24 protein-coding genes and 1 pseudogene are annotated in these 23,604 nt (G+C 64.9%); 6 read left to right on the top strand and 19 right to left on the bottom strand.

The features are described from left to right. Positions 1-40 precede the first annotated feature (40 nt). Positions 41-750 (bottom strand): annotated as a pseudogene (locus ABID58_RS19310) (TetR/AcrR family transcriptional regulator). A gap of 115 nt (positions 751-865) precedes the next feature. On the opposite strand from ABID58_RS19310, the gene ABID58_RS19305 reads away from it, so the two are divergent. The 3 genes from ABID58_RS19305 to ABID58_RS19295 all read left to right on the top strand — a co-directional run bounded on the left by ABID58_RS19305 (position 866) and on the right by ABID58_RS19295 (position 4,069). Next, the gene (locus ABID58_RS19305; RefSeq protein ID WP_354033922.1) at positions 866-1,849 is read left to right on the top strand and encodes a tripartite tricarboxylate transporter substrate binding protein; all 984 of its coding nucleotides are present in this window, start codon (positions 866-868) and stop codon (positions 1,847-1,849) included. A 10-nt stretch (positions 1,850-1,859) separates the two neighbouring features. Next, positions 1,860-2,654 carry an ABC transporter substrate-binding protein gene (locus ABID58_RS19300; protein WP_354033921.1) on the top strand — a complete coding sequence of 265 codons (795 nt, stop codon included), beginning with the start codon at positions 1,860-1,862 and terminating at the stop codon, positions 2,652-2,654. A gap of 164 nt (positions 2,655-2,818) precedes the next feature. Continuing rightward, positions 2,819-4,069 carry a DUF763 domain-containing protein gene (locus ABID58_RS19295; RefSeq protein WP_354033919.1) on the top strand — a complete coding sequence of 417 codons (1,251 nt, stop codon included), beginning with the start codon at positions 2,819-2,821 and terminating at the stop codon, positions 4,067-4,069. A gap of 41 nt (positions 4,070-4,110) precedes the next feature. Here ABID58_RS19295 and ABID58_RS19290 read toward each other — a convergent pair whose 3' ends face one another. From ABID58_RS19290 to ABID58_RS19250, 9 genes are all read right to left on the bottom strand, one after another. Further along, the gene (locus tag ABID58_RS19290; RefSeq protein ID WP_354033917.1) at positions 4,111-4,353 is read right to left on the bottom strand and encodes a hypothetical protein; all 243 of its coding nucleotides are present in this window, start codon (positions 4,351-4,353) and stop codon (positions 4,111-4,113) included. A 34-nt stretch (positions 4,354-4,387) separates the two neighbouring features. Next, positions 4,388-4,651, bottom strand: a complete 264-nt coding sequence (locus ABID58_RS19285) for a hypothetical protein (protein WP_148749475.1) — start codon at positions 4,649-4,651, stop codon at positions 4,388-4,390. Positions 4,652-4,669: 18 nt separating this feature from the next. Then, entirely contained in the window at positions 4,670-4,897 is a 228-nt protein-coding gene (locus tag ABID58_RS19280) for a hypothetical protein (RefSeq protein ID WP_148749366.1), read from the bottom strand. 3 nt (positions 4,898-4,900) lie between these two features. Further along, positions 4,901-5,101, bottom strand: a complete 201-nt coding sequence (locus ABID58_RS19275; RefSeq protein ID WP_354033915.1) for a hypothetical protein — start codon at positions 5,099-5,101, stop codon at positions 4,901-4,903. A gap of 15 nt (positions 5,102-5,116) precedes the next feature. Beyond that, the gene (locus ABID58_RS19270; protein WP_354033913.1) at positions 5,117-5,302 is read right to left on the bottom strand and encodes a hypothetical protein; all 186 of its coding nucleotides are present in this window, start codon (positions 5,300-5,302) and stop codon (positions 5,117-5,119) included. A 50-nt stretch (positions 5,303-5,352) separates the two neighbouring features. Continuing rightward, positions 5,353-5,763 carry a CBS domain-containing protein gene (locus tag ABID58_RS19265; protein WP_354033912.1) on the bottom strand — a complete coding sequence of 137 codons (411 nt, stop codon included), beginning with the start codon at positions 5,761-5,763 and terminating at the stop codon, positions 5,353-5,355. 193 nt (positions 5,764-5,956) lie between these two features. Beyond that, a complete protein-coding gene (locus ABID58_RS19260) occupies positions 5,957-7,225 on the bottom strand; it encodes a cytochrome P450 (protein WP_354033910.1) in 1,269 nt (422 codons plus the stop codon). A 124-nt stretch (positions 7,226-7,349) separates the two neighbouring features. Further along, positions 7,350-7,676, bottom strand: a complete 327-nt coding sequence (locus tag ABID58_RS19255) for a hypothetical protein (protein WP_354033908.1) — start codon at positions 7,674-7,676, stop codon at positions 7,350-7,352. 106 nt (positions 7,677-7,782) lie between these two features. Next, a complete protein-coding gene (locus ABID58_RS19250) occupies positions 7,783-8,556 on the bottom strand; it encodes a ferredoxin--NADP reductase (RefSeq protein ID WP_354033906.1) in 774 nt (257 codons plus the stop codon). Positions 8,557-8,715: 159 nt separating this feature from the next. Between ABID58_RS19250 and ABID58_RS19245 the strand changes: the two genes are divergently transcribed. Beyond that, positions 8,716-9,912 carry an amidohydrolase family protein gene (locus ABID58_RS19245; protein WP_354033905.1) on the top strand — a complete coding sequence of 399 codons (1,197 nt, stop codon included), beginning with the start codon at positions 8,716-8,718 and terminating at the stop codon, positions 9,910-9,912. A 152-nt stretch (positions 9,913-10,064) separates the two neighbouring features. Here ABID58_RS19245 and ABID58_RS19240 read toward each other — a convergent pair whose 3' ends face one another. From ABID58_RS19240 to ABID58_RS19205, 8 genes are all read right to left on the bottom strand, one after another. After that, on the bottom strand, positions 10,065-10,520 hold the full coding sequence (locus ABID58_RS19240; protein ID WP_354033903.1) for a MarR family winged helix-turn-helix transcriptional regulator: 456 nt from the start codon (positions 10,518-10,520) through the stop codon (positions 10,065-10,067). A gap of 14 nt (positions 10,521-10,534) precedes the next feature. Further along, positions 10,535-11,239: an ABC transporter ATP-binding protein gene (locus ABID58_RS19235; protein ID WP_148753103.1), complete on the bottom strand. Its 705-nt coding sequence runs from the start codon at positions 11,237-11,239 to the stop codon at positions 10,535-10,537. After that, on the bottom strand, positions 11,236-12,027 hold the full coding sequence (locus ABID58_RS19230; RefSeq protein ID WP_354033901.1) for an ABC transporter ATP-binding protein: 792 nt from the start codon (positions 12,025-12,027) through the stop codon (positions 11,236-11,238). Before ABID58_RS19230 ends, ABID58_RS19235 begins: the two co-directional genes overlap by 4 nt. Further along, a complete protein-coding gene (locus ABID58_RS19225) occupies positions 12,024-13,913 on the bottom strand; it encodes an ABC transporter permease (RefSeq protein WP_354033899.1) in 1,890 nt (629 codons plus the stop codon). Before ABID58_RS19225 ends, ABID58_RS19230 begins: the two co-directional genes overlap by 4 nt. Before the next feature lie 189 nt (positions 13,914-14,102). Beyond that, entirely contained in the window at positions 14,103-15,305 is a 1,203-nt protein-coding gene (locus ABID58_RS19220) for an ABC transporter substrate-binding protein (protein WP_354033898.1), read from the bottom strand. A gap of 77 nt (positions 15,306-15,382) precedes the next feature. Then, the gene (locus ABID58_RS19215) at positions 15,383-15,967 is read right to left on the bottom strand and encodes an amino acid synthesis family protein (RefSeq protein ID WP_354033896.1); all 585 of its coding nucleotides are present in this window, start codon (positions 15,965-15,967) and stop codon (positions 15,383-15,385) included. A gap of 15 nt (positions 15,968-15,982) precedes the next feature. Continuing rightward, complete coding sequence (locus ABID58_RS19210; RefSeq protein WP_354033895.1) at positions 15,983-16,879, bottom strand: UPF0280 family protein; 897 nt, start codon at positions 16,877-16,879, stop codon at positions 15,983-15,985. Beyond that, positions 16,876-18,333, bottom strand: coding sequence for a 6-hydroxynicotinate reductase (locus ABID58_RS19205; protein WP_354033893.1), 1,458 nt, complete (start codon positions 18,331-18,333; stop codon positions 16,876-16,878). The genes ABID58_RS19210 and ABID58_RS19205 overlap by 4 nt, the downstream gene beginning before the upstream one ends. 238 nt (positions 18,334-18,571) lie before the next feature. On the opposite strand from ABID58_RS19205, the gene ABID58_RS19200 reads away from it, so the two are divergent. Both ABID58_RS19200 and ABID58_RS19195 read left to right on the top strand, forming a co-directional pair. Next, a complete protein-coding gene (locus ABID58_RS19200; protein ID WP_354033891.1) occupies positions 18,572-19,054 on the top strand; it encodes a (2Fe-2S)-binding protein in 483 nt (160 codons plus the stop codon). After that, positions 19,054-22,566 carry a molybdopterin cofactor-binding domain-containing protein gene (locus ABID58_RS19195; RefSeq protein ID WP_354033889.1) on the top strand — a complete coding sequence of 1,171 codons (3,513 nt, stop codon included), beginning with the start codon at positions 19,054-19,056 and terminating at the stop codon, positions 22,564-22,566. The genes ABID58_RS19200 and ABID58_RS19195 overlap by 1 nt, the downstream gene beginning before the upstream one ends. On the opposite strand, the gene ABID58_RS19190 is transcribed toward ABID58_RS19195, so the two are convergent. Further along, the gene (locus ABID58_RS19190; RefSeq protein WP_354033887.1) at positions 22,563-23,531 is read right to left on the bottom strand and encodes a catechol 2,3-dioxygenase; all 969 of its coding nucleotides are present in this window, start codon (positions 23,529-23,531) and stop codon (positions 22,563-22,565) included. The genes ABID58_RS19195 and ABID58_RS19190 overlap by 4 nt on opposite strands. Positions 23,532-23,604 lie beyond the last annotated feature (73 nt).

The following is a 23,604-nucleotide window of genomic DNA, read 5'->3' as shown; positions in this document are numbered from 1 at the left end:
GCGGAAGCGCTGTTACGCGCCTCCCCTCGGGCGGTTTCTTTCAAGTCTTGCTGCTGACGACCGGCCGTCGCTTCGCGGGTACGGCTGGTCGAGCGCCGGCGCCTGAAAGGCGGCGACGGTGGCCTGCACCAGTTGCTCGATGGCATTGGCGGGATCATTGCCGTCGGCCTCGCCCCGCGACAGGCGCGAGACCCGGTCCGGCGTCACCAGCGAGTAATAGAGTGCGCCGAGCAGGAAGTGGCTGCGCCAGACGATGTCGGTGCGCGGAATGTGCGGCAGGCTGTCGTGGATCGCATCGATAAAAGCGTGGCTGGTGTCGTCAAAGGTCTGCGCGATGATTTTTCGCGCGACCTCGTTGCCTTCCGCCGACATCACGGCGCGCAGCCGCGTGAAGCGCGCGCCACCTCCGGCGAGATCGCTGCCCGAGGTGAAAGCCGGCACCACATAGGCCCGCACCACCGCTTCCAGCCGATCCTGGAGATCGCGCACGCGCTTGGCGGCGGCGAGCAGCTCCGAGCGGCGCAAATTCATCGGCCCGCAATGGCGCCGGTAGATCTCCAGCAGCAGGCCGTCCTTGGTCTTGAAATGATAGGTCACGCTGCCGGGATTGGCCCCGGCCGCCTGTGCGATGTCGCGCACCGAGACGGCGTTGAAGCCGTTGGTGGCGAACAGCTCCTCGGCCGCGGCGAGGATCGCCTCGCGCATGTTCGGCTTGCGGGCCGTTTCCTTGTTGGTGGGCTTGCGTACCATGTGATTTGTACTATCGTACAAAAGATCAGGTCTCGTCAACAAAAACCACGGGCAACGTCCGGAAGCGGCTCGGAACACCACCGCACGGACGCGAATGCCCCAAGGAGTGCTGAATATGCTGGGGTTGAACAAGAAGGTCGGCGCCGTGATGCTCGGTGCCGGTCTGCTGCTCGCAGGCGGCTTCGCGCAAGCCGCCGACAATTATCCGAGCAAGCCGGTCCACATTCTCGTGCCCTACGCCGCCGGCGGCGCGGTCGACGTGCTGGCGCGGACGCTCGGCCAGGCACTCGCAAAAGCCTGGGGCCAGCAGCCCGTGATCGACAACCGCCCCGGCGCCGGCGGCATCGTCGCCTCGCAGGCGCTGACACAGGCCGCGCCCGATGGCTACACGCTGATCCTGGTTGCCAGCGGCCATCCGCTGAACCAGTTCATCTATCCGAGCGTGCCCTATGACACGTTCAAGGACTTTACCGCGATCAGTGAAGTCGCCTCCTCGCCGCTTGCGATCGTGGTGGCCAAGGACAGCCCCTACAAGACGCTCGGCGATCTTCTGGCCGCGGCCAGGAAGGAGCCGGACAAGCTCTCCTACGGCATGTCCGGCAACGGGACCTCGGCGCATCTCGCCGGCGAGCTTCTGAAATACATGTCCGGCACCAAGATCGTCGCGATCCCCTACAAGGGCGGGGCGCCGGCGCTGACCGCCGTGATCGCGGGCGAGATTCCGCTCAGCATCAATCCGCTCGCGGAAGCGATCGGCCAGCTCGAAGGCGGCGGCCCGGTGCGCGCGCTCGCGGTGACCTCGGCCGAGCGCTCCAAGGCGCTACCTGATGTCCCGACCGTCGCCGAGTCCGGCGTCCCCGGCTACGATGTCTCGGTCTGGTGGGGCGTGCTTGGACCGGCAAAAATGCCGCCGGAGATCGTCGCAAAACTCGAGACCGACCTGAAGGCGGCGCTGCAGGATCCGAATGTGCTGGCGACGCTCGGCAAGATCGGCGCGGCCCCGGTCGGCTCCTCCGCCAAGGATTTCGATGCCTACATGCATGCCGAGACGACCAAATGGGAACCGGTGCTGAAGGCTGCCGACATCCGCGCGCAGTGAGACCATTCACATGAGGACTTCTTCTGGGCACGTTGCACGCGGCGCCGTGCTCGCAATCGCAGTCGTCAGCATGTTCGGCGCGCTCGCGCACGCCGACGGGGAAGCAAAACTGCTGGCGCCGAGCGGCACGTTGCGCGTCGGCATCTATCCGGGCAGCCCGACCTCGATGGTCACAGATGCAGCCGGCAAGCCGCACGGCCTCGCCTACGATCTCGGCGGAGAGCTGGCGAACCGGCTCGGCGTTCCCATCGACTATGTCAGGTTCCAGCGTGTCGCCGACATCGTCACCGCGATCCACGACGGCCAGGTCGATTTCACCGTGACCAACGCCACCCCGGCCCGCGCCAACGAGGTCAGCTTCAGCCAGCCCGTGCTGGCGATCGAGCCCGGCTATCTCGTTCCAGTGAATTCCCCGATCGGCAAGATCGAGGATATCGACAAGCCGGGCGTGAAGATCGGCGTCACCAAGGGCTCGACCTCCGAGCGGACGTTGCCTGCAAAGTTCAGGAACGCAACCATCGTTCCTGCCGAGAGCGTCAAGATCGCCATCGCCATGTTCGGCCGCGGCGAGATCGATCTCTACGCCACCAACAAGCCGACGCTATTCGAGATGTCCGACCAGATGCCGGGCGCAAAGATCCTCGACGGCAATTGGGGCGCCGAGCACATGGCCATCGCGATCCCCAAGGGACGTGAGAGCGCGCTCCCGCTGCTCAACAGCTTCGTCGCAGAGGAGCAGTCGTCCGGCGCCTTGGATACGATCCAGCAGCAGGCGGGCTTACGCGGCGCGACGAAGGCTCAATAGGGCAGGACCGCACCGCTCAATTGCGCGCGTTCGCGCAGCAGGGCTTCCGGCATCTCGTCGCGGATAGCCCGCTCAACGCTGTCCGGCTCGCTCCGCTTCCCCGTCCCATGCAACAGCATTCCGCTGATGCAACCGTCGCCGAACTGGGCTAGCTTGGGCCACTCATGACCAGACGAACCGGCAGCGCCGATCTTCCCCTCCACACCGGGCGGGTTCCGCCATGGCTGGCGAGCCGCATGGCCTCGCTCGGCGCGATTGTCACGCAGGCGGTGGTGCATCATTACGGCCGCGATGCATTCCTGCAGCGGCTGTCGCATCCGTTCTGGTTCCAGTCGTTCGGCGCCGTGATGGGGATGGACTGGCACTCCTCAGGGATAACCACCTCCGTGATCGGTGCACTGAAGCGCGGGCTCGGCCCGCTTCAGGACGAGCTCGGCATCTATGTCTGCGGCGGCCGCGGCCAGCATTCGCGCAAGACACCGGACGAGCTGATGCAGCTCGGCGACCGCATCGGCTTCGACGGCGCAAAGCTCACGCGCGCCAGCCGGCTGGTGGCGAAAGTCGACAGCGCCGCCGTGCAGGACGGCTTTGATCTCTATCTCCACGGCTTCTTCGTCACAGCCGACGGCAAGTGGACCGTCGTGCAGCAGGGAATGAACGGCGACAAACGCCAGGCCCGGCGTTATCACTGGCACTCGGAAGCGCTGAAGAGTTTCGTCGAGGCCCCGCACAGCGCGATCGACGGCCCGCAGCAAGGCGAGATCGTCAATCTCACCGACCATCGCGCCGACGTCTCGCGCCATGCGCAGCTCGAGCTGCTGACCGACCTCGGCCCCGATCGCATTCTCAAGGAGTTCGAGCGGCTCACCGGGACTCAGCCCGAGCCGGCGCAGGCGATGCTGCCGCATCTGATCATGCCCGCGCACCATGATGTCAGGCCGAAGGACGTGTTCGCGCGCCGCCTGCATGGCACGCTGGCAGCTGCCGCCGAGCGCGGCCCGGTCGACTTCCCCGAGCTGTTGCTGACGCCGGGTGTCGGCGCGCGCACCGTGCGGTCGCTGGCGATGGTCGCGGAAGTCGTGCACGGCGCACCCTATCGCTTCAAGGACCCGGCGCGCTTCTCGCTCGCTCATGGCGGCAAGGACCGGCATCCCTACCCCGTCCCGATCAAGGTCTATGACGAGACCATCCGCGTGCTGAAGGGCGCGATCGAGAACGCCAAGCTCGGACGCGAGGAGGAGATGCAGGCGATCAAGCGCCTCGACGACCAAGCGCGGCGGCTCGAGCGCACCGCGCAGGGGCCGTCGGTTGAGGCCTTCATCGCCGGCGAGCGCGCGGCTTCGCCTGAGCTCGATGGTCGTTCAGTATTCGGCTGGGAGCGCGACCTCGCCACACCAAAAAAACGGACCGGGTGATCGGGTCCGCAGTTGGACGGGAGGACGCTTCTCCACGTGGATCAATCGTTCGTAGGCTCCTCGTCATGTCCAAGGCGATTGGCTGCGTGATCCTGATACTGCTCGGTCTGGATGAATTTGCTATCCATGCCTCTGATGTCGGAATGCTGCGCCTTGTCGCGATTGGACAGGACCTCGTTGTCGCCGATCTTGTCCTTCGCTATATCGGCGAGGGCACCGGTACCGTCGCCCTTGCCATGCATGCCCGCTCTGAAATGCGTCTTGCTGCCACGTCCACCTGGCATCGGCTTACCCTCTTGAAATGCTCGCCCCCGAAGCTCAGTGTTTCTGCTGCTGCGGTGAAGGCTTGGGCGGCTTATGGCCGCTCTGCCCCGGATTGTTGTGCTTGTTGTGATCGCTCTCCTGGTTGAGGCCGCCGCGACTCACCGCAAACTCGCTATGCCGCGCCTCCGGTCTGGGACGATGAACCCTCGTGTCCTCCGGATTGTGGCCAATGGCCTGCTCGAGCTGGCGCCGATCGGGTGCATCGGTCTTGCGCTCGAGGATGCGGACCTGTTGTTCATGGGTTTTCTTGCCTTGCATCTCGATCTCCAATTCCTCTCACCGGCCTCTACGTGGTGAGCCACTGCGCGCGACGTCCTTGTCGATACCGCCGCCAATGGTGACATCATTCTCGACGTCGCCTTCGATCGTGTTCTCGCCCATCGCGTCTTCCAGATCGTCAGGCGAAGTACCGGCCATGTTCGTTCCCTTCGATCCACCGATCAGGGGATTTTCGCGCATGTCCTTGCTGGTTGGAGTGTACAGTTTCGGTTGCTTGCTGCTCATGGATCACCTGCCTCCTCCCTTTCCGGCGGGATCATGCCGGTGATGGGAATCATGCTCACCGCCGCCGCCCGACACCCGGCTGTGCTGCCGGTGCGGGTCGTCCGCCGGTGGTCTCTTGATCTCCAGCGGCGCCTTCGCGTTCTCGTGCGAAGCGCCGGGCCCGCCCTGACGAATGGTGTTTGGTGTCTTGGTGGATGTCGACATGGGAATGCAGCCTCCTTAGCGGTCCTGCTGGTAGCCCTGATTGGTCGTGTTCTGCTTGATGTTGCCCTGCTGACCCTGCTGGTTCGGATTCTGCACGCGCTGCTGACCGTGCGGCACCTGGTCTGGGGGCGTCCGTTTGTCGTCCCCGGTTCCCTTTCGGCTTTGATTGGCATTTGGCACTGGTGGCATTTTGCTGGTCATGTCGGCCTCTTGCGAAAATGGTGCGGCGAAACTGATTTCGCGCACTGGTTTCAAAGTCGCGCCATGTCGGTGGGCGCGGAAATGTCCTTCAACGCATCCTGCGCGCATTCGTCATCAGTCCTGCTGATGTCGGCCAGCGCGACGACGCCAACCAGACGCTTTTGCCGGTTGAGCACCGGCAGGCGTCGGACCTGATGTGTCGCCATCTGTTGCGAGGCGCCTTCCACGTCGTCGTCCTCGAAGCAATAGCAAACGCCCTCCGACATCACCTCACGAACCGAGGTGTTGCCGGCTGATCGCTCCTCAGCGACCGCGCGCATGACTATGTCTCTATCTGTGATCATGCCGACCAGACGATCGTTTTCGCCGACCGGAAGCGCGCCGACGTTGTCGGCCCGCATCCAACGTGCGGCTTCGCGGATGGTCATGTTGGGATCTGCAATATGCACCGACGGCGTCATGATTTCCCGAACTTGCATGATTGCACCTCTATGATCTTGCGAGCTCCATGGATAACGCGGCCGTTCTACAGAAGGTTTCGAGGCCTGGTGCGACGTTCGCTTTGGCTCCGACGAATCCTGTATCGTCGTACGCAGGTTCCGCGCTCGACCGATGGAACTGGCCGGTCTGGCGATTTCTCGAAGACCCCGGGGGTCAGTCCGCTTGCGCGAGGGAACGCTCAGGCACCATTTGCGCGGCAGCGACATGCGTTCCGCGGCCGTCTGCCGCGACAGGAAGTCGCGCAATGGCACGAAGGCCCGGACGCCTGCGCCAGCGGACCTGCGCGGGATCGACGGCCAGACCCAATTTCGGCCATCGCACGAACAGTGCCTCCAGCGCGCAAGCCGCCTCGATCCGCGCAAGCTGATGTCCGAGACAGAAATGGATTCCCGTGCCGAAGGACATGTGGCGGTTGGGCTTGCGTTCGAGATCGAGCCGCGCCGGCTTGTCGTGCACCGCCGGGTCCATGTTCGCCGCCGCGAGCATGACCATGACGCGATCGCCTTTGCTCAGGCGGACGCCTTCCAGCTCAACGTCCCGCCGCACATAGCGCGGTTTTGAAAACTGCACCGGCGAGACGAAACGCAAAAATTCCTCAACCGCGAGCCCGACGCGGCTCCAGTCCTCTTCCAGCCAGTCACGCAATCCTGGATTCCTAAGCAGCTCGTAAACCGAGCCGCTGATGAGATGCGTGGTGGTCTCCGAGCCCGCCGCGAGCAGCAGGAACACCATCGAGACCATTTCGTCCGGCATGATCTCACCGCCCTCGCGCTCGACCTGGACCAGCTCGGCAATCAGGCCCTCGCCGCCCCGCTCGCGCGCGATCTGCAATTGCTGTTCGAGATAGAAGCGCATCTTGCGGAACGCGAGCAGCAGACGAAAGAAGCTGACGACGTTCGTCAGCGAGGACATCGCATTGGCCCAGGCGATGAAGCGCGGGCGATCGGCCACGGGCAGTCCGAGCAATTCGGAGATCACCGAGAGCGGCAGGATGCGCGCATAGCTCTGAACGAGATCGGCCGGGCTGCCGTTCGCAAACAGCTCATCGGCCAGGCCATCCGCGATGGCACGGATGCGTGGCTCCATCGCAACGATGGCGCGGCGGCGAAAGGCTTCGTCCACGATGCTGCGCAGCCGGGTGTGATCCGGCTCGTCCATCGTCAGCATGTTGTTGGCGATGGTCCTGACCAGCCCCGGCATCCACCAGCGCAAGCCGGCAACGTCGCCATCTTCCTTGCGCAGCGTGAAGATCGTGCTGTCCTTCAGCACCTGCGCGGTCGCATCGTGGGTTGTGGTGATCCAGACGTCGCCGACAAGCGGAAAGCGCGTCGCGACGACAGGGCCGGACGCCCGCAGGGCCGCGATGGCCTTGGGCGGATCGCGAAAGAAGGCCTCGCTGGTGAAATCGAGTCGCGGTGTCATGGGATCACCGAACGAATATGGGATCACCGAACATGGGATCACCGAACTGGTTGGTGGCGCGTCAACGAGATGGTGAGCGACGCCGCAGGCGCAAGGGCGGGAACCGGCTTTTTGGGCAGCGGGACTAACCACGCCCCGGCGAGCGCGGCCCGGCCTTGCGCTGCTGCTGGTTGGTATAGGCGTCCCAATGGCTCCAGCTGCCATTGCTCAGGCTTTGCACGTCAGTGCCGAGCGGACGGCGCGTGCGCTTGTCGTGGTCGGCAATGACGCGTTCGGATTGCGCGATCTTGCGCTTGAGGTCGGCGATCGACTTCTGGGTTTGGCCATCGCGCTTCGAGGACGCGATCTCGCCCATCATGAAGCGCGCGGTTTCGAGCGCCTTCAGCTCGGCGCGGTTCTTCTTCAACTGAACCCGGTGCCAGGCGATGTTGCTGTCGCTGTCCGCAACCATATGGGAACTCCGCTGATTCGCTCCCACAGTGTATCGCGCGCCGAATCGGCGCCGCAACGCCCGTGCGGCGGCGAAAATGCGGTCTTATTGCGCGAAACTTCCGCGTCTAGCGCTCAGCGAAGGCCTTTTCGACCACGAACTGGGCCGGCTCACCGTGGTTACCTTCGGCGAATCCGCGCTCGCCGAGCAGCATGCGGGTGTCGGCGACCAGCGCCGGGCTGCCGCAGATCATGACGCGGTCATGGGCGGCCTCAAGCCCCGGCAGGCCGATATCGGCAAACAGCTTGCCCGAGGTGATAAGATCGGTGATGCGGCCGCGGTTGCGGAAGGGATCGCGCGTCACGGTCGGGTAGTAGATAAGCTGGTTCTGGATGTACCCGCCGAGCATCTCGTCCTTCGGCAGGTGCTCGGTGATCATCTCGCCATAGGCGAGCTCCTTGACGTGGCGGCAGCCGTGCAGCAGCACGACCTTCTCGAACCGCTCGTAGGTCTCGGGATCCTTGATCACGCTAAGGAACGGCGCAAGACCCGTGCCTGTGCCGATGAGATAGAGATTGCGGCCCTCTTCGAGATTGTCGATGACAAGCGTGCCGGTCGCCTTGCGGCTGACGATGATCTCGTCGCCTTCCTTCAGGTGCTGGAGCCGCGAGGTCAGCGGGCCGTCCGCCACCTTGATCGAGAAGAATTCGAGGGTGTCCTCGTAATTGGCGCTGGCGACGCTGTAGGCCCGCAGCAGCGGCTTCTCGCCGACCTTGAGCCCGATCATGGTGAACTCGCCGTTGCGGAAACGGAAGGTCGGGCTGCGGGTGGTCTTGAAGGAGAACAGCGTGTCGGTCCAGTGATGGACGCTCAAAACGCTTTCCTGATTGAAATTGCTCATCTCACCTTCCCTGTCGCTTCCAATGCGGTTTTTCGAGGCCGGTCAGCTATGCGTCATTAGTACACAATCATTCGTATACAAATGAATAATCCGACTTGATCCCGCGGTCAAGGCTGCCCAAGATCGAAAGCGTTGCAGTTAGGAATAAGGAGCCCTTCCATGGCGCATGACGCACCCCAGGCCACCGGACCCTCGAAGCTCGTGATCCGAAATATCGGCCTGATCCTGTCCGGTGCGATGGAAAGGCCGATCCTGGATGGCGACACCATCGTCGCCGAGAACGGCAAGATCACCGCGATCGGCCGTTTCAAGGACGTCAATACCGACGATGCGACCACCATCGTCGAGGCCAACGGCACCACAGTGGCGCCGGGCCTGATCGACAGCCACGTCCACCCCGTCGCGGGCGACTGGACGCCGCGGCAAAACCAGATCGGCTGGATCGACAGCAACCTGCATGGCGGCGTCACCACGATGATTTCCGCCGGCGAGGTTCACATGCCCGGTCGCCCGCGCGACGTCGTCGGGTTGAAGGCGATGGCGATCTTCGCCCAGCGCGCATTCTGGAATCTGCGGCCCGGCGGCGTGAAGGTTCACGCCGGTGCCCCCGTGATCGAATGCGAGATGGTCGAGGAGGATTTCAAGGAGCTGGCCGCGGCCGGCGTCAAGCTGCTCGGCGAAGTCGGCCTTGGCGGCGTCAAGGACGGTCCGACCGCGCGAAAGATGGTTGGCTGGGCCCGCAAATACGGCATCCAGAGCACCATCCACACCGGCGGCCCCTCGATCCCCGGCTCCGGCCTGATCGACAAGGACGTGGTGCTGGAGGCCGACACCGACGTGGTCGGCCATATCAACGGCGGCCACACCGCGCTCCCCGACGATCAGATCCGCTGCATCTGTGAAGGCTGCAAGCGCGGCCTCGAGCTCGTGCACAACGGCAACGAGCGCTCGGCGCTGTTCACGCTGCGCATTGCGCGCGAGATGGGCGATCTGCATCGCGTCATCCTCGGCACCGACGCGCCGGCCGGCTCCGGCGTGCAGCCGCTCGGCATTCTGCGCATGGTCTCGATGCTGTCCTCGCTCGGCGATCTGCCGGCCGAGATCGCGTTTTGCCTGGCCACCGGCAACACCGCGCGGATGCGGCAGCTCGATTGCGGCCTGATCGAGGTCGGCCGCTCCGCCGATTTCGTCATCATGGACAAGGCGCAGCACTCGCCCGGCAAGACCATTCTGGAGAGCGTCCAGCTCGGCGACCTCCCCGGCATCGGCATGACCATCATCGATGGCATCGTGCGCACGCAACGTAGCCGCAACACGCCGCCGGCGGGGAGAGTGCCGGACGTGGTGGCGAAGTAGGCTGGCGAGACGGTGCAGTAGGGTGGGCAAAGCGACTTGTCCGCCGTAGCTCGAAGAGCGAAGGCGGAAGCGTGCCCACCACCGCGCCTGCAAAGCGATGAAGGATGGTGGGCACGGCGCTTTGCGCCTTTGCCCACCCTACGAGACTGGCTTCACCTCAGCTTATTGAGAAGCCCCATCAGCAGCTCGCGCTCTTTCGCGTCCAGCGGCGCCAGCGTCTCGCGGGTGATCGCAATCGCATTCGGCGCGAGCTTTTCCGCAAGCTGCTGACCGGCGCGCGTCAGGCTCACAAGCAGGCGCCGCCCATCCTCGGGATCCTGGCTCGTCTCGGTCAAGCCGCGGACCGTGAGGCGATCGATCACGCCCTTGATGGTCGCAACATCCATTGCCGTCAGCCGCCCGAGCTGGTTCTGCGAGCACGGCCCGGTCTCGGCGAGTTTTGACAATGCCGCCCATTGCGTCGGCGTCAGATTGGTGCCGATGTCGCGGGAGAAAATCGAGCTGTGGCGCTGCCAGACCTGGCGCAGGATGAAGCCGACCTGTTCGTCGAGCACGTAAGGCGGCTTGCCCTGCTTCAGGCTCTTCTTTGCCGTAACGCTTCTCGCCATCCGCTCCCCGCCTCTCACAACGACAGATGCGCGTCGCGGATATCCGGACGCGCATCGAGCTCGGCCATGGTCCCGCCAAAGCAGATGCGGCCGCGCTCGATGATATAGGCGCGATCGGAAATCAACCGCGCAAAGTGCAAATTCTGCTCGGAGACGACGATGCTGACGCCCTCCTTCTTCATGGTCAGGATGGCATCGACCATCTGCTCCACGATTTTCGGCGACAGGCCTTCCGAGGGCTCGTCCAGCAGCACCAGCGACGGATTGCCCATCAGCGTGCGCGCGATCGTCAGCATCTGCTGCTCGCCGCCGCTCATGCGGCCACCGGGACGCCCCTTCATCTCGCCAAGATTGGGAAACAGCGTGAACAGCTTTTCGCGAGTCCAGTACGGCGCATTCGGGCGCTTCGGCTGGCGGCCGACTTCAAGATTCTCTTCCACCGTCAGATCGGTGAAGATGCGCCGCTCTTCCGGCACATAGCCGAGGCCTTCGCGCACGATCTCATGCGTCGGACATGCCGAGACGTCCTTGCCCTCGAACATGATGCGGCCGGTGCGTTGCGCGACGAGTCCGACGATCGAGCGGAACGTGGTCGACTTGCCGGCGCCATTACGCCCGAGCAGCGCCACGACCTCGCCCTCGCCGACCTCGAAACCAATGTCGAACAGGATATGCGCCGGGCCGTAATGGCTGTTGAGGTCTTGCACCGTGAGCTTCATATGGAGGCCCCCTCGCGATGCCCGGCCTCGTAGAGCAGACCTTCGCCGAGATAGATCGCCTGCACCTGCGGATTGCCGCGCACCTCGGCCGGCGAGCCCTCGGCGATCAACGTGCCACGATTGAGCACGATGATGCGGTCGGCATGCTCGAACACCACGTCCATGTCGTGCTCGGTGAAGAGCACGCCAATCGATTTTTCTCGCGCGATTTGCGCGGTGAGCCGCATCAGCTCGACGCGCTCGCGCGGCGCCATGCCGGCGGTCGGCTCGTCCATCAAGAGCAGTTTCGGCTCGTTGGCAAGCGCGACCGCAAGCTCGAGGCGCTTGAGGTCGCCATAGGCAAGCTCGCCGCAGGGTCGATCCGCATAGCCGCTCATCCCGACCAGCTCGAGCAGCCGCCCGGCCTCGCCGCGGTCGACATTCGGCGCCGAGCCCCAGAGATTGAACAGCTGCTTGCCGTGCGAGATCAGCGCGACCTGGACGTTCTCGCGTACGGTCATGGTGGCGAAAGTGGCCGTGATCTGGAAGGTGCGTCCAACGCCCATGCGCCAGATGTCGCGCGGCCTCTTGCCGGTGGTTTCCTCGCCGAGCAGGCGGACATGGCCGGTATCAGGCTTGTTCTGGCCGTTGAGCATATCGAAGCAGGTGCTCTTGCCCGCACCGTTCGGGCCGATCAACGCCAGAATTTCGCCGGCACGCAGAGAGAACGAGACGCCGCGCACGGCGTGGATGCCGCCGTAGGATTTGGTCAGGCCTTCGACCGCGAGAAGTGGGGGTGCGGCGCTCATTCGGTGGACTCGATCGGCTTGGCCAACAGGGAAGATCCCGGCGGCGATGACTTCCTGCGCCGCTGCGCCAGCAGCTCCAGCATGCCGACAATGCCCTTGGGGAAGACGACGACGATCAGCACGATGAAGCCGCCGAGCACGAGCTTTGACAGATCGGTCTGGCTCACCAGCCAGATGTTGAGTGCTTTGTAAACAATCGCGCCGATCACCCCGCCCGAGACCGTCTCGACGCCGCCGAGCAGCACCATGACCAGCGCATCGACCGAGAGCGAGATGCCGAGATTATCCGGGAAGACGCTGCCCTTGAGGTAGGCGAACAGCGCACCGCCGATGCCGGCGGTGGTGCCCGCAATCACGAACGCGGTCCACTGGATGCGCTTGGCGTTGATGCCGACCGCCTCGCTGCGCAGCACCGAGTCGCGCGTGGCGCGGAGCGCATAGCCGAATGGCGAGAACACCGCGATCCGGAGCGTAATGGTCACGAGCGCCGCGACACCGAGTGCCAGCCAGTAGAAATGCGACGGGCTCGCCGCCCATTTCTCCGGCCAGATGCTCAAAATACCGTTGTCGCCGCCGGTCACACTCACCCACTGGAACGCGATCGACCACACGATCTGCGCAAAGGCGAGTGTGAGCATGGCGAAATAGACGCCGGAGAGCTGCACTGCGAAGAAGCCGAATACCGCGGCGCCCATGCAGCCGAGCAGCGGTCCGAGCAAGAGACAGACGATCATCGGCAGCCCCGCCATCTTGGCGAGGAAGGCGACGCCATAGGCGCCGAGGCCGAAATAGGCCGCATGGCCAAAGGACGCGAGCCCGCCGACCGACATCAGGAAGTGCAGGCTGGCGGCGAAGATCACGAAGATCGCGATCTCGGAGCCGACGGTCAGTGCGTAATTGCCGGCGAACAGCGGCAACGTCGCCGCGATGACGAGGGCCGCGAGCGCCGCCAGCCGCTCGTTCGACGTCAGCGGCCGCCAGGGATTGACGGTGAGACCCGGCGTCTTGCGCGCGGGCGCCTCGGGCTTGCCGAACAGGCCCCACGGGCGAACGATCAGCACCACCGCCATCACCAGGAAGACCAGGATGATCGAGATCTTCGGGAAGATGAGGATGCCGAAGGCGTTCAGCTCGGACACCAGCACGGCCGCAACGAAGGCGCCGATGATGCTGCCAAGCCCACCGATCACGACCACGACGAAGACCTCGACGATGATGCGCAAATCCATGGCGTGATGCACGGCATCGCGCGGGATCTGGAGCGCGCCGCCCAACGCAGCCAGGAAGACGCCGACCGCGAACACTGAGGTGAACAGCCATTTCTGGTTGACGCCGAGCGCTGCGACCATGTCGCGGTCCTGCGTCGCCGCGCGCACCAGCACGCCCCAGCGCGTGCGCTGGAACAGCAGCCAGAGGATGCCGAGCACGACCGGCCCGAGCGCGATCAGGAACAGATCATAGCTCGGGATGTTCTGGCCGAAGAAATCGACCGCGCCCTTGAAGCCCGGCGCACGGCGGCCGACGAGATCGTCGGGGCCCCAGATCAGCACCACGAGATCCTCGACCATCAGGGTCAGGCCAAAGGTACCGAGCAGCTGGAACAGTTCGGGCGCATGATAGATCCGCCGGAGCAGCACCATCTCGACGAGGACGCCGATCAGCGCCACGGCGAGCGCCGCCACGAGCACGCCGCCCCAGAAGCCGAACGCGCCGGAGAAGCGCTCGGTCAGCGTGAAGGCGATATAGGCGCCGATCATGTAGAAGGCGCCATGCGCGAAGTTCACGATCCGCGTCACGCCAAAGATGATCGACAGGCCCGAGGCCACCAGGAACAGCGACGCTGCGCTGGCGAGACCGGTCAGAAACTGTACGATATAAAAGGCCATCGGCGGTCCGGGTTGGGTCTGAATTCACCTCTCCCCGCCCTTGCGGGGAGAGGTCGGATCGCCCTCGGCGATGCGAAGCATCGTCCCGGTGCGATCCGGGTGAGGGGCTCTCTCCACCGGCGCGGGGCGTGGAGAGAGCCCCTCACCCCAGCCCTCTCCCCGCGAAGAGCGGGGCGAGGGAGAAGATCATCAATCCTTCGGCCGCAGCTTCTCGACTTCGGCATCGCCAGGCAGATAGTCCGCGCCCTTCTTGTAGGAGAAGTCGACCATCACGCCCTTGCCGTCCTTCTGCGCGGTCTTTCCGACGAAGGCGCCGAGGGTCGACTGGTGGTCGATCTTGCGGAAGGTGATCTCGCCGAACGGCGACGGCATCGAAAGACCTTCGGCCGCTGCGATCATCTTGTCGGTATCGGTCGAGCCGGCCTTGGCGAGGATGGCGGCAGCCGCCTTGATGGTCTGGTAGCCGACGATCGAGCCGAGGCGCGGATAGTCGTTGTACTTGGTCTGGTAGGCCTTCAGGAACGCGTCATGCTCGGGCGTCTTGAGCGAGTACCAGGGATAGCCGGTGACGATCCAGCCCTCGGGTGTCTCCTCCTTCAGCGGATCGAGATATTCGGGCTCGCCGGTCAGGAACGACACGACCTCGCGTCCCTTGAAGAGACCGCGGGTATTGCCTTCACGCACGAGCTTGACGAGGTCCGGGCCGAAAGTGACGTTGAGGATGGCTTCCGGATTGGCCTGCGCCACCGCCTGCACCACCGGGCCGGCGTCGATCTTGCCCTGCGGCGGCCACTGCTCGTCGACCCACTGGATATCGGGGCGCTTCTCCGACATCAGCTTCTTGAACACCGCGACCGCCGACTGGCCGTATTCGTAGTTCGGCGCGATGGTCGCCCAGCGTTTGGCCGGCAGCTTGCTGGCGGCTTCCACCAGCATCGCGGCCTGCATGTAGTTAGAGGGACGCAGGCGGAAGGTGTACTTGTTGCCCTTGGCCCAGGTCACGGCGTCCGTCAGCGGCTCGGCCGCGAGGAAGAACACTTTCTTCTGGTTGGCGAAGTCGCTGACCGCGAGGCCGATGTTTGACAGAAACGTGCCCGTCAGCATCGCTACGCCCTCGCTGGAGACGAGCTCGTTGGCCGCGGTCTGCGCATCCGCCGGCTTGCCGCCGTCGTCCTTGGAGATGACGACAAGCTTCTTGCCGTTGATGCCGCCGGCCGCGTTGATCTCTTCGACCGCGAGCTGCCAGCCCTTGCGATAGGGCTCGGTGAAGGCCGGCAGCAGCGAGTAGCTGTTGATCTCGCCGATCTTGATGTCCTGCGCCAGGGCCGAATGAGCCATGCCGCCCGCCAGAAGCGCAAAGGCCGCGCCGACCAGATAATTTCTTGCTCGCATCCCAACCTCCAGTTTTGAACTTTATCTCTCGACCACGATCATGCCGGAGAAGCTGTGCCCGCCGCTCCGAACCGTCCTCATTTCAAACCGTCTTCGCCCTTGATCTCCGCAACGGTCAGCCCGCCGACGCGCGGCAGCGGACGGCCGCTGTCGGTGACGGCGACTGCGACCATGATCTCGTTGGCGCGCGGCGCGTCGTTGATCTGCACTTCCATGCCGTCGAAATGACTGCGCACGAAGGCCGCATCCTTGTGGCCGAGCGGAATATCGAGCGTCGTGCCGGGACCGCTGCGCTTCTTCGACGACGGAATCAGCGCCGCGCCCTTGCTCAGCACCTTACGCACCGGCGCACCCATCTTGGGGTGTAGAATCGCTGCCGCATGTTCCAGCTCACCGTTTTCGCCGACAGCCGCGGCCTTGCCGTAGCTCTGCGCCTTCGTACCGTCGATGCCGAGTGCGGCGACCGCGCGTTTCGCCAGGAGCTCGCCGAGCTCCTCGCCGATCGCGATCAGCGGCGACAGGTCCTCGACGTATTTTCCGGCAAAGGGATTTTCGATCACGGCAATCGCCGCGGCGCGCCGGGTCGGCGGCGAAACCTGGCGGCCCATCTCCATCTGCGTCTCTTCGACGACGGTGACGATCTTGCGGATGATCGCGCTCATGCTTCGCTTCCCTGTTCAGGCACAGTCCGCGTTCTCCAGCGCAAGCTGACGCGGTCGCTGCTCTTCCATATCCCTGGTTCCGATGACAAGCATATCACCACAAAGCCGCAGCACGGCACCCTCGATCAGTCCGCGATCGAATAACTGCCGTGCACATTCCGCGCCAGATTCGAGCGCGGTTACGATCTCGCTCTGCGACAATTCACCGACCGCACGGGTGACGAGACGCGCACCGAGATCGCTGTCGGGCTGAAGCTCGTTTGCGGGTTGCCGGATGATGGCGGGGTGCCCCGGCAGATCGACGGCATTTGCGATAACCGTCGCAGCCGCGTCGGCTTGCGACGCCGTCGCCGCCAGCACCGTCACCGCATCGGCGATGCCGAGTGAAAAGCTGCGGCCGTGGCGGCCGCTGGTCGCGATACCGCGCACCGGATCATCCGCATCGACCCTGATGGTGCGCATCACCCCGTCGCGGTCCGGCCGATCCATCAGCCCGACCGAAAAATGCTCGCCCCGCCCGAGATGCAGCGCGATATCGCCGCCATTGTTGACGTAGACCCGGTCGAGCGACGCAGCGTCCAGCATCGCGCCGAGAATCTCTTCGGCCACGCTGCCTGCCACCGCAGCCATCGGCGTGATGAAACAATCGGCGGCATGAGGCGCGACAGCGGCGTGCATCCGACGCGCCACCACGCCCTTCAGCGAGGTCAGCTTCTCGGCGGCAGCCCTCAGTTCCGGCAATTCCGCACAGAGCTCGTCGAGCAGACCGGTGAAGCGGCGCACTGCGGCCTCATAAGCCGCGCGCACCTCGTGCTCGCGTCCCCTCGCTTCGACGATCAGATCAATCGGTCCATCCTGCAAATGCAGCCGCCGGCCATCAGACAGCAATGCGATTTGCGGGAGCCGTGTCATGCCCGCCGTCCCGGGATCGGGTTCTGCCAAGGCAGCTGACGGACATCGTCACCGCCCCTCACCTCGGACAGCGGCTTCACATAGTCCATGTGCCCGCCGAGCGCGGCATAGTCGGTCAATTTCATCGTGAACTCGATCGGCGCAACCAGCGCCGGCGTCGGCACGTAGCCGAACGCGCCTGACGGCATTTGCGTCACATCGACCATGTAGGTGATGCCGCCGCCCGGCCAGACATAGACCGCCGCGCCGCCGCTGGTGACACGCGTCAGCGCGTCCTTCACCGAGCGCGTCAGCCGCACCGGATTGTCGGTGACGCCAGCGCGCAACGACCCCCCGGCGCCGGCCATGAACAGCACGGTGCACAGCGCGGGCTCGCAATTCTCCTGGATGCGCTCGACCGAGAACTTCAGGTCATCAGGCATCTCCGTTTCGACCGGCTTCAAGTTTTCGTCGAGCACGTAGTAAGAGGAATGCTCGCCGGTCGTGGAGACCATCAGCATCGAGAGGCCGGGCTTGGCCTCCTTCGCATCGAACGGGCCGAGAATCGCCAGCGGATCGGAGATGTCAGTGCCGCCCCAGCCGGTGCCGGGATCGGCGACCTGGAAGTAGCGGCCGGGCGTCGAGCGCCGGCCTTTCATCTTGATGCCGGTATCGGCGATGTCGAGCAGCTTGCCGGCCTGATGCTCGCTGAGCACGCCGGTGATGTGGTCGTCGACCACGACGACCTCGTCGACCTTGCCGTGCCATTGCTTGGCGAACATGCCGATCGTCGCCGAGCCGCAGCCGACGCGCATGCGCTCTTCCTTCACGCCGTTGACGATCGGGGGCTGGCCGGCCTGCACCACCACGCTCGCGCCACCGTCGATGGTCAGCTCCACCGCCTTGCAATTGGCGAGGTCCATCAACGTGTCGCAGGTGACGCGGCCCTCCTTCTTGGAGCCACCGGTGAGATGATGCACGCCGCCGAGCGACAACATCTGCGAGCCGTATTCGCTGGTTGTGACGTGACCGACCGCCTCGCCCTGCGCGCGCACGGTCGCGGTTTCCGGACCAAGGTAGCGGTCGGTGTCGATCTTCACCTTGATGCCGCAATAGGAGAAGATGCCCTCGGTGACCACGGTCACCATGTCGACGCCGTCGATCTCGGAGGAGACGATGAACGGTGCTGGCTTGTAATCGGGATAGGTCGTGCCCGCGCCGATCGCGGTCACGAAGGTGGAGGGCTCATGGACGATCTTGCCGTCCCAGTCTTCGGTGCGGCTGAACGGCACGAGCTTGCCGCCCTGCGACACCGTGCGTTCGAGGATGATGTGCGGATCGACGCGGACAAGCTTGCCGTCGTGATTGGCATAGCGGTCGCAAGCGCCCGCCGCGCCCGGCTTGATGTAGCACATCACTGGACAGGCATCGCAGCGGATCTTGTCGATGGCAGCGCTCGTTGTTTCCATCACCATGTCAAAGCCAGCGGCGGTTATCATTCGTATACGAACGATGTTGCGCGCGGTCCTGAGTGCTGTCAAGCGGCGCCGCGCGCGAAAAGGCGCGCCTGCCGAATAAAACCCCATTTGCCTCCCAGCTCTGTCCACAAAGCGGGCAGTTGCGCTGCACTGCGGCATGGCCGCTTGCACGTTTGTGTACAAACGGTATCGTCGCGACGTAGAATTTTTGCGATCGCAGGGTTTGGGAACGAGGATGACGCAGGCACCGATCCGGCTCACCGTGAACGGCAGGATCCACGACGTCACGGCAGAGCGCCAGACGCCGCTGCTCTATGTGCTGCGCAATGATCTCGGACTCAACGGTCCGAAATATGGTTGCGGCCTCGGTGAATGCGGCACCTGTACTGTCCTGATCGACGGCGCGGCCGCACGCTCTTGCGTCATTCCAGTGGCCGGCTGCGCCGGGCGCGACATAGTCACGCTCGAAGGGCTCGGAACGCGCGACAAGCCTGATGTGGTGCAGCAGGCCTTCATCGCCGAGCAGGCCGCGCAATGCGGCTACTGCCTCAACGGCATGATCATGACCACCAAGGCGCTGCTTGCGATCACCCCGCAACCAACCGAGCAGGAAGCGCTCGCTGCGCTGCGCTACAATCTCTGCCGCTGCGGCACGCACGTCGAAATCCTGCGCGCCGTGATGCGCGCATCGGGCCAGCTTGCCGAGGCCGGTGACTGATGGCCTCGCCTCTCTCGAACGGAGCTGAGCGGGGTTCGCTCGTCGTCGTCCGCACCGTGGACGAAGTTACGTCCGAAACCTTTGTCCGCATCACAGCAGAAGGGTCGGTCACGGCCTATAACGGCCATGTCGATCTCGGTACAGGCATCCGTACCGCACTCGGCCAGATCGTCGCCGAAGAGCTCGACGTCTCCTTTGCGCGCGTGGTCGTGGTGCTCGGCGACACTGCCATCGTGCCGAACCAGGGCCCGACGATTGCGAGCGAGACCATCCAGATCACTGCCGTCCCGCTGCGCAAGGCCGCAGCCCAGGCGCGCCACTTCCTGACCGCGCGCGCGGCAGAGCGGCTGGAGCTACCAGCTGCCGATCTCAGCATCGAAGACGGCCTCGTACGCGGCCATAATCGCAGCGTCAGCTATGGTGAGCTGATTGGCGGCGAGACCATTCGCCTCGAACTCGCCGACGACGTCGCCGTCAAGGCCGCCAGCGACTACGCTATCGTCGGCCAGTCGCTGCCGCGCGTCGATCTTCCCGCCAAGGCCACGGGTGAGCTGACCTTCGTCCACGACGTCCGCTTGCCCGGCATGCTGCACGGGCGCGTGGTGCGTCCGCCCTACTCCGGCGTCGATGCCGGCCCGTTCGTCGGCACCAGCCTGATCGCAGTTGACGAAGCTTCCGTGCGCCACATCCCCGGCCTCGTGGCCGTCGTCCGCATCGGCGATTTCGTCGGCGTGGTCGCCGAGCGGGAGGAGAATGCTGTTCGCGCGGCGGAACAGCTCGCGGTGACCTGGAAGCCGACGCCAGAACTCGCCGATCTCGCCGATGTCGAGACTGCGCTACGGGCCCATCCATCGACGCCACGCACGCTGATCGACAAGGGCGACGTCGATGCGGCGATATCAGGCGCCGCCAAGCCGATGCAGCGCACCTACGTCTGGCCATACCAGATGCACGCCTCGATCGGCCCGTCCTGCGCGGTCGCAGATTTCCGGGATGGCAATGTCCGCGTCTGGTCGGGCACGCAGAATCCGCACCTGCTGCGCAGTGACCTCGCTCTGCTCATCGAGCGGCCGGAGAGTGAGGTCGAGGTCATCCGGCTCGAGGCCGCCGGCTGCTACGGCCGCAATTGCGCCGACGACGTCAGCGCCGACGCGCTCTTGCTATCCCGCGCGGTCGGCCGGCCTGTGCGCGTGCAGTTGACGCGCGAGCAGGAGCACGCCTGGGAGCCCAAGGGCGCCGCGCAGCTCATCGACGTCAACGGCGGCCTCGATGCCGACGGCGGCATCGCCGGTTACGATCTCGCCACGCGCTATCCGTCGAACGCGGCACCGACGCTCGCGCTGCTGCTGACCGGCCGAATCTCGCCTGAACCTGCCGTGCTCGAGATGGGCGACCGCACCGCGATCCCGCCCTATAATTACGACAACATGCGCGTCGTCGCACATGACATGGCGCCGATCGTGCGCGCGTCCTGGTTTCGCGGCGTCTCGGCGCTGCCGAACACGTTTGCGCATGAATCCTATATCGACGAGGCCGCGACCGAGGCCGGCGTCGATCCCATTGAATATCGCCTGCGCTATCTCAAAGACCAGCGCGCCGTCGATCTCGTCAATGCGGTAGCCGAGCGCGCGGGCTGGACGCCGCGGCCGGTCCGCGAGGAGAAAGACGGCGAGGTCGCGCACGGGCGCGGCTTTGCCTATGCGCTCTATGTTCACAGCAAATTTCCGGGCTATGGCGCAGCCTGGTCGGCGTGGGTCGCCGACGTCGCGGTGAATAAGACTACCGGCGACGTCAGCGTCACCCGCGTTGTCGCCGGTCAGGATTCCGGATTGATGATCAATCCGGACGGCGTGCGCCACCAGATCCACGGCAACGTCATCCAGTCCACCAGCCGCGCGCTGATGGAGGAGGTTTCGTTCGAGCGCGGCGCCGTGGCGGCGCGGGAATGGGGCGCCTATCCGATCATGCCCTTCCCCGACGTGCCAAAGATCGACGTGCTGATGCTGCCGCGGCCGGACCAGCCGCCGCTCGGCGTCGGCGAATCCGCCTCAGTCCCTAGCGCAGCGGCGATTGCGAATGCGATCTTCGATGCCACCGGCGTGCGCTTCCGCGAGCCGCCGTTCACGCCGGAACGTATCCTCAGGGGATTGCACGGCGACGTGCCGGCGACGCCGCAGGCCTTGCCTTCCCCCGCGGCGCCGCCGCCGTCGCGCATCTGGGAAAATCCCGTGGCCAAACGCGCCGGCGTTTTCGCGACCATCGCGGCCGTCTGCACCGCCGCGATCGGCATCGGCGCGGCGCTTCTGCCCGGGCGCGCCATTGCGCCCATCGCGCGGCCCGATGCATCAGTCTATTCCGCCGCGACAATCGCGCGCGGCCAGCAGCTTGCGGCCCTCGGCAATTGCGCCGAGTGCCACACCAGCCTCACGGGCGTGCTCAACGCCGGCGGTCGCGCACTGGAGACGCCGTTCGGCACGATTTATTCGACCAACATCACGCCCGATGTCGAGACCGGCATCGGCGCCTGGTCCTATCCAGCCTTCGAGCGCGCGATGCGCGACGGGCTGCATCGCGACGGACGACAGCTCTATCCCGCCTTCCCGTACACGCATTTCTCGAAGACTGATGATGCCGACATGCAGGCGCTCTACGCCCATCTGATGGCACAGCCCGCGGCGCGCGCGAGAGCTCCGGCGAACAATCTGGCCTTCCCCTTCAATCTGCGCCCGCTGCTCGCGGGCTGGAATGCGCTGTTCCATCAGACCAAGGAGTTCAAGCCCGATCCCGCCAAATCCGAACAGTGGAATCGCGGCGCCTATCTGGTCGAGAGCCTCGGCCATTGCAGCGGCTGCCATTCGCCGCGCAATGCACTCGGCGCCGAGCAGCGTCAGGCCTATCTCGCCGGCGGCTCTGCCGAGGGCTGGGAGGCGCCGCCGCTGACCTCGCTCTCGCACGCGCCGATCCCATGGAGCGAGGACGAGCTGTTCGCCTATTTGCGCACCGGCCATTCGCGCTACCACGGCGTCGCCGCCGGGCCGATGGCGCCTGTTGTCAGGGATCTCAAAGCGCTGCCCGACCCCGACATCCGCGCGATGGCGGTCTATCTCGGCTCGTTCAACGACACGACGGCCGACGCGCCCGCCCTGGCAGCGAGGCTGGAGAGCGCGACGCAAGTCACAGTCGCCTCGTCCAGCGGCGCACGGCTCTATCAGGGCGCCTGCGCCGTCTGCCACGAGGTCGGCGGCCTGCCGCTGTTCGGCAGCCGTCCCTCGCTCGCGCTCAACAGCAATCTGCACAGTGCGACATCGGACAATCTCGTGCAGGTGATCCTGCACGGCATCGCTGAGCCCGCATCGAGCGACCTCGGCTACATGCCGGCGTTCAGGGGCAGCATGAGCGACAGCCAGGTCGAGGAGCTCGTCAGCTTCCTGCGCAATCAGTTCGCGCCGGACAAGCCGGCATGGACCGGCGTCCGCGAGACGATCGCGCGCATCCGTGCGTCAACACATTAAGCGTGCTTCTTCATTTCCACCGGCGGCGTGCCGTGGGTGTGGAAGGATTCGATCGTCTTCAGGCCCCAGGCCTGGCCCTTCTTGCGCTCTTCTTCGGTCCACACGATCGGCTTCCAGTCCGGTGCAAGGATGAGGCGGGCGCCGGCGTTGGCGACTTCGACGCGGTTGCCGCCGGGCTCGTAGACATAGAGGAAGAAGGTCTGCTGGATCGCGTGCTTGTGCGGGCCGGTCTCGATGTGAATGCCGTTCTCCAGGAAGATATCTGCAGCGCGAAGAATCTCCTCGCGGCTGTCGAGCGCGTAGGTGACGTGGTGGAAGCGGCCGGGCGTACCGGAATGGTCGAGCGAATAGGCGAAGTCATAGCTCTTGTTCGTCATCGTCAGCCACATCGCAGCTTCCCGGCCGTCATTGAGCACGATCTGCTCGGTCAGGCGGCAGCCGAGATAGTTCTCGAAGAACTCGCGGTTGGCCTTGATGTCGACGGCAAGGCAATTGAGATGATCGAGCCGGCGGACATTGACGCCGCGCGCGGGAAAGCGCTGCGCCTGGTTCTTGAGTGCGGGTTTGAGCTCCGGTGGCGCCTGATACCATTCGGTCTCGTAATAGAGCTCGACGATGTGGCCGTCGGGGTCGCGGCAGCGAAAGGTCGGCCCCTGCCCCATGTCGCCGTCGATCCAGCCGATGTCGAAGCCCGAGCCTTTGAGCGCGGCGACGCGACGCTCCAGCGCCTGCTGGCTGCGCGCGCGCAGCGCCATGTGCTCCATGCCTGAGGTCTTCGACGCCGTCAGCTTCAGCGAATAGCGCTCGTAATCGTCCCAGCCGCGCAAGTAGACCGACTCGCCCTTCTGCCCGCTGACCGTCATGCCCATGACGTCGACGAAGAATTTCAGGCTCTCGTCAGGCTTCGGCGTCAGCAGCTCCATGTGGCCGAGATGAGCGAGATCGAGGATCGGTTCGGGCTGCATGGGGTTCCTCCAAAATGTGGCTTGCGATCCGTCTCCCGGAATCGCGCAATCTGGCGCCAGGTGCAATTGGCGC

This window comes from Bradyrhizobium sp. S3.2.6 (genome assembly GCF_040546885.1).
Classification (GTDB): domain Bacteria; phylum Pseudomonadota; class Alphaproteobacteria; order Rhizobiales; family Xanthobacteraceae; genus Bradyrhizobium; species Bradyrhizobium cytisi.
The sequence above is the reverse complement of the archived record's forward strand: the minus strand, read 5'-3'. Positions and strand labels throughout refer to the sequence as shown.

Excerpts from the sequence above, each read along its gene's own strand:
- ABID58_RS19305 (WP_354033922.1), top strand. The coding sequence starts at position 866 with ATGCTGGGGTTGAACAAGAAGGTCGGCGCCGTGATGCTCGGTGCCGGT.
- ABID58_RS19300 (WP_354033921.1), top strand. The coding sequence starts at position 1,860 with ATGAGGACTTCTTCTGGGCACGTTGCACGCGGCGCCGTGCTCGCAATC.
- ABID58_RS19295 (WP_354033919.1), top strand. The coding sequence starts at position 2,819 with ATGACCAGACGAACCGGCAGCGCCGATCTTCCCCTCCACACCGGGCGG.
- ABID58_RS19290 (WP_354033917.1), bottom strand. The coding sequence starts at position 4,353 with ATGCCAGGTGGACGTGGCAGCAAGACGCATTTCAGAGCGGGCATGCAT.
- ABID58_RS19285 (WP_148749475.1), bottom strand. The coding sequence starts at position 4,651 with ATGCAAGGCAAGAAAACCCATGAACAACAGGTCCGCATCCTCGAGCGC.
- ABID58_RS19280 (WP_148749366.1), bottom strand. The coding sequence starts at position 4,897 with ATGAGCAGCAAGCAACCGAAACTGTACACTCCAACCAGCAAGGACATG.
- ABID58_RS19275 (WP_354033915.1), bottom strand. The coding sequence starts at position 5,101 with ATGTCGACATCCACCAAGACACCAAACACCATTCGTCAGGGCGGGCCC.
- ABID58_RS19270 (WP_354033913.1), bottom strand. The coding sequence starts at position 5,302 with ATGACCAGCAAAATGCCACCAGTGCCAAATGCCAATCAAAGCCGAAAG.
- ABID58_RS19265 (WP_354033912.1), bottom strand. The coding sequence starts at position 5,763 with ATGACGCCGTCGGTGCATATTGCAGATCCCAACATGACCATCCGCGAA.
- ABID58_RS19260 (WP_354033910.1), bottom strand. The coding sequence starts at position 7,225 with ATGACACCGCGACTCGATTTCACCAGCGAGGCCTTCTTTCGCGATCCG.
- ABID58_RS19255 (WP_354033908.1), bottom strand. The coding sequence starts at position 7,676 with ATGGTTGCGGACAGCGACAGCAACATCGCCTGGCACCGGGTTCAGTTG.
- ABID58_RS19250 (WP_354033906.1), bottom strand. The coding sequence starts at position 8,556 with ATGAGCAATTTCAATCAGGAAAGCGTTTTGAGCGTCCATCACTGGACC.
- ABID58_RS19245 (WP_354033905.1), top strand. The coding sequence starts at position 8,716 with ATGGCGCATGACGCACCCCAGGCCACCGGACCCTCGAAGCTCGTGATC.
- ABID58_RS19240 (WP_354033903.1), bottom strand. The coding sequence starts at position 10,520 with ATGGCGAGAAGCGTTACGGCAAAGAAGAGCCTGAAGCAGGGCAAGCCG.
- ABID58_RS19235 (WP_148753103.1), bottom strand. The coding sequence starts at position 11,239 with ATGAAGCTCACGGTGCAAGACCTCAACAGCCATTACGGCCCGGCGCAT.
- ABID58_RS19230 (WP_354033901.1), bottom strand. The coding sequence starts at position 12,027 with ATGAGCGCCGCACCCCCACTTCTCGCGGTCGAAGGCCTGACCAAATCC.
- ABID58_RS19225 (WP_354033899.1), bottom strand. The coding sequence starts at position 13,913 with ATGGCCTTTTATATCGTACAGTTTCTGACCGGTCTCGCCAGCGCAGCG.
- ABID58_RS19220 (WP_354033898.1), bottom strand. The coding sequence starts at position 15,305 with ATGCGAGCAAGAAATTATCTGGTCGGCGCGGCCTTTGCGCTTCTGGCG.
- ABID58_RS19215 (WP_354033896.1), bottom strand. The coding sequence starts at position 15,967 with ATGAGCGCGATCATCCGCAAGATCGTCACCGTCGTCGAAGAGACGCAG.
- ABID58_RS19210 (WP_354033895.1), bottom strand. The coding sequence starts at position 16,879 with ATGACACGGCTCCCGCAAATCGCATTGCTGTCTGATGGCCGGCGGCTG.
- ABID58_RS19205 (WP_354033893.1), bottom strand. The coding sequence starts at position 18,333 with ATGGTGATGGAAACAACGAGCGCTGCCATCGACAAGATCCGCTGCGAT.
- ABID58_RS19200 (WP_354033891.1), top strand. The coding sequence starts at position 18,572 with ATGACGCAGGCACCGATCCGGCTCACCGTGAACGGCAGGATCCACGAC.
- ABID58_RS19195 (WP_354033889.1), top strand. The coding sequence starts at position 19,054 with ATGGCCTCGCCTCTCTCGAACGGAGCTGAGCGGGGTTCGCTCGTCGTC.
- ABID58_RS19190 (WP_354033887.1), bottom strand. The coding sequence starts at position 23,531 with ATGCAGCCCGAACCGATCCTCGATCTCGCTCATCTCGGCCACATGGAG.